A 4,975-nucleotide genomic window follows, 5' to 3' on the forward strand; every position below is an offset into this window, starting at 1 on the left:
CCTGATCAGCTTTAATCGCGGGCACTGGGTCTGGAATGAAGAGAGTATTCGCCAACAGGAGATGACAGATAACGTTGTTGATCTGATGGTCAACAAGATTCAGAAGTTGTCTCCGAACACACAAAAAATGTTACAGCTTGCCTCCTGTCTGGGTAGCCCATTCAGTCTGCGTATTTTATCCATCGTACACCAACGTTCACCGCAAGAGACCGCCGCGGATCTGTGGCAAGCGATGGCTGAGCGGCTGATCTTGCCACTCGATAACTACCACCTGCCCCGCCAGCCAAGTGCTGACAGCACCCGGTATCGATTTATTCATGACCGCGTACAACAAGCTGCCTACAGCCTGATATCAGATGCCGCGCGTTTACCCGTACATCTTAAGATTGGTCAGCTGGCGTTGGATAATTTCGATTCAGAGGAGTTCGAGAGCCGGATTTTTGAGGTAACAAACCATCTCAACATCGCACGTGACCTGCTCAAGGAAACAGATGAACGCTTAAACCTGGCGGAGCTGAACTTAAAAGCGGGTATTGGCGCACGTGATGCAGCCGCTTTTGAAACAGCCTATGACTATTTCAATACAGGACTGGAACTACTGCCCTCCAATCGATGGCAAGACCATTACGATTTGACCTTGTCGTTGCATACCAATGCGGCTGAAACGGCTTATATCCGTAATGACTTTGAACAACTGCAACGGCTCATTGAGCACGTTCTGACCAATGCACAGAGTCTGCTGGAAAAAGTACGGATGTACGAAATCCTGATTCAGGCGCACATCTCCCGCAATGCTTTCGACTCGGCATTGGATACTGCACTGAAGGTATTGGATCTGCTGGGGATTACGATTCCAAAACATCCGGGCAATACCTTTAGCTGGGCCAACAAGTTAAAGACTCAGTGGATGCTGAAGCAAACTCCGCCAGAATCTGTGCTTAAGATGCCCGCAATGACATCGGATGCCGTCCTCGCCGCCCTGCCGATCATGGCCAGTATGTTTGGTGCGGTTAAATTCTCCAGTTCCGAGCTGCGCCCGCTGATTATGGCGAAGCAGGTTGAACTGACGCTGAAACACGGTTTAGGCCCATCTTCAGCACTGGCATTCGCCGGTTACGGTGGCGTATTGTGCGGGCGATACAATGCCATTGTTCAGGGATATCGTCTGGGGAAAACGGCACTGGCCATTGACGAACGCCTGCCTTCCCGGCTCACGCACCATAAAACCTTATCGTTGTTTAATAGCTATATCCGCCACTGGAAGGAGCCTCTGAGCAATACACTTGAGTCCTTACAGAAAGGCTATCATCTCGCACTGGATTGTGGGGACGTAGAATGGGGCACCTACTGTATCGCGGCATATATCCAGTACGCCTTTACACTGATCAAAGATATGGAAGGCATCCAGCCACAGCTGGAGCAGTACATGCTCCGCATGCAGGCAACAGGGCAAAAACAATCTGAACAATATTCTAGATTAGCCCTGCAAAGCATTGATAATATTAGAGGTATTAGCGATTCTCCAACGCGTCTGGATGGCCGCTACTACTCTGAGGACAGTGCCCTTTCAGACTACAAAGAGAACAACCATCGTACGGCTATCTGCCTGCAACACATGTATAAAGCACTGCTCTTTTACATGTTCGGCGAGTACGACCAGGCCGCAGTTCATGGCCGACAGGGTGAAAGTTACATCTCGTCCATTCACGGCACGTATGCTCAACCGTGGCTGCACTATATCAGCGCGATGGCCCAGCTGGCATTGATACCCAATACGAACCTCTTGCATCAGCCGGTGCGTCTACGCCACATAAAACGAATCCAGAAGATGACTCAGGGCTGGGCGAAGCACTGCCCAACCAACCATCTTCACCATTACAAACTGCTGACGGCCGAACTGGCGCGCGTACAGAAACGTTATACCGCTGCGATGGATCTGTTCGATGAGGCGATCGCAGCCTGCCGCGAAAGTGAAATTATGCTGGATCTGGCCCAGGCCCATGAGCTGGCAGCCCGCTTATATCTCGACTGGAATAAACCCAAGATAGCGGGTTCGTACTTGAATGACTCCGTGAAACTCTATCAGTCGATGGGCGCAAACGCGAAAGTAGAACAGATGTTTCGGGTTTACAGTGAGCTACTGGATCCTCGCGAAACACCGAACACCAACGGCCGAACAATTATTGGCGATAATCATGCCCCGTCAGTATTAAGCAATCAGGCCATTGATATTGCGTCGGTCATCAAAGCATCCCACGTGATTGCAGACGAAATCGTCCTGGAAAAGCTGCTGGGTCGATTGATGACACTGGCACAAGAGAATGCAGGCGCGCAGCGCGCTATTCTCGCACTCAAACGTGGCCCTGCATTATATATCGAAGCCGAGGCGGGTCTGGATCGCGATCCGACATTCTTCAGCAGCATGGCCGTTGAGGATGGCAGCGATAAGTTACCGGTTAATGTTGTGCACTATGTTGCCCGCACCAAAGAAACGGTGGTACTGGGTAACGCTCTGGAGCACGAAATGTTTATGCACGACAGCTATATTCGTACGCATAATCCACGCTCCCTGTTGTGCATGCCAATCTTGTACCACGGTGATCTGACAGCAGTACTGTATCTGGAGAACAATGAGAGTTCAGACGTATTTACACGCGAACGTCTGGAAACCCTACAGATTTTGTCCGCTCAAGCGGCAATCTCCATAGAAAACGCCAAACTTTACTCGAGCCTTGAACAATCAGAAGTGGAATTCCGGTCCCTCTTCGAAAACGCCGTAGAGGGTATTTTCCGAGCATCTTCTGACGGCTCTTTTCTTTCAGCAAACCCGGCACTGGCGCACATTCTGGGCTACGAATCACCCCAGGCATTTTTGGATACGATTACCGATGTCGCGAGCCAGTGCTTCGAAAACCAGGATGCGCTGGATCAGTTCATGGTTCGGCTATCCAGCGAGAATCAGGTGCAGAGCTTCGAAACCCGCTGGCTAAATGCTTGCCAACAGCCACTGGATGTCTCCATCTCAGCCCGGCGAGTACTGGACGATAAGCAGCAAGTACTCTATTACGAGGGCTCGCTCACCGACATTAGCGAACGTAAAAGCCGGGAAGTAGCTGAGCATGAGCGCCTCGCTGCTGTGGTCGCACGAGAAAAAGCGGAAGCCGCAAGTGATGCTAAATCACAATTCCTCGCCACCATGAGTCATGAAATACGCACACCGATGAACGGTATTTTGGGTATGGCGCAACTCCTGCAGCGTGGAGACCTGAGTGCCGAACAAGTACATCAGGTTAAAGCCATCTACAACTCTGGCCAGTCGTTGCTATCCATCCTTAACGATGTCCTCGATTTCACCAAGGTGGAAGCCGGACAGGTTGATCTGGAACATCGAGACTTCTCGTTACAGCAGTTATTGGAGGAACTTCAGGCCATATTGCGCCCCACTGCTGATGAAAAATCGTTGGATCTGATTGTTCGATATGATCACGATCTGCCCGAATGGGTAAACGGAGATCGCCGTGTAATTAATCAGGTTTTGATGAACCTTTGCGGGAACGCACTGAAGTTCACTCAGCAAGGCTTGGTCGCAATCCGCATCAAGCTACTACACAAAGATACGCCGCAATTTCAGGTACGTTTTGAGGTAGAAGACAGCGGTATCGGTATTCCGGTTGAAGCCCATGAAAAGATCTTCCAGCACTTTAGTCAGGCGGATAGCTCCATTACGCGCCGATTCGGTGGTACCGGCCTTGGGTTATCGATCTGTAAACGACTGGTTGAAGCACAACAAGGTCAAATTGGCTGTAACAGCACCCCCGATAAAGGCAGCCTGTTCTGGTTTGAGATTCCGATTAAGGCTGCGACTGAGACCCATCCTGCCCCGACGCACGCGGCTGATATTGGTATTCAGACGTCCCTGAATGTCCTGTTGGTGGAAGATACTGAAATCAATCAGCAAGTCACCGCGGGCTTGCTAGAGAGTGACGGACACAAGGTTACAATTGCCGATGATGGATTCACCGCCCTATCGCTACATAGCGATAATGACTACGATCTGATCCTGATGGATATCCATCTACCTGATATGGATGGTATGGAGACGACCCGGCGCATGCGCCAACATCCAAATGCAAAAAAGGCAGCCGCTAAGATTATTGCATTTACTGCGTCAGTAACGGATGCAGAGATCCAGTATTACTATGCTGCAGGTGTGAATGCCGTCCTTTCCAAGCCACTGCAATTTGCTGAGCTAAAACAACTGCTAGCAGAACAAACACCATTGGTTCCAGAAACCATGACGGAACACAGCAGCCATACACGGTTAAATCTAGCCCTGTTACAACAACATCGAGAAATGCTGGGTGACGAACAGCTTAGTGTGTTGCTTCAGCGTTTTGTGCAGCAATCAGACGAGCTCTTCCAACAGTTAAAAACTTCGTCCCATAGTAGTGAATGGCATAAGGTGCAGCAGCTCGCACACAAACTGGCAGGCGCCAGCTCCAACTTTGGCCTCGATGAACTGAGCCTCTTATGTAAAGAGATTGAAACAGGTGATACGCATAATCACGAAGTTGTAAGAAAACAGGTAGAACACGCGTATCAAATTTATTTACAAAGCCTCGAAGATCTACGCGGTTTTCGGGTTGTTCAAAGCGAATAGGTCGCTTTTGTAAACAAAATCATCCATAAGTGTATCGATTAACTTGCAATATTTTCATCCACTTAACAACCTCGCTTTAGCCCCCGTTATTCCTGGTATCAAACGACTTCAACACCGTGCATTAAATTAAACTGAGTGTCATTGGGACAACTCAGCATTCGCTGCCCTTCCTTTAATCTATTGAATTAGAAGAGATTTCAAAAACACACACTAAATTGAGATCACGCGTTTATCTATACGCAAGCTGCTGCAACTGAATATTGATCCGCTCCCAACCGCTTTGGCATCACTAGACTAATAATGACGATGTAAACA

Annotated in this window: 1 protein-coding gene; it reads left to right on the forward strand. The window is 49.4% G+C overall.

The annotated features are described in order from the left end of the window. On the forward strand, positions 1 to 4,660 hold a 4,660-nt coding region (locus ABYW01_RS13905; RefSeq protein ID WP_372833684.1), incomplete at its 5' end, for an ATP-binding protein. Between the last annotated feature and the right edge of the window lie 315 nt (positions 4,661 to 4,975).

It is taken from the genome of Pontibacterium sp., from assembly GCF_041587635.1.
Taxonomy (GTDB): Bacteria; Pseudomonadota; Gammaproteobacteria; order Pseudomonadales; family Balneatricaceae; genus Pontibacterium.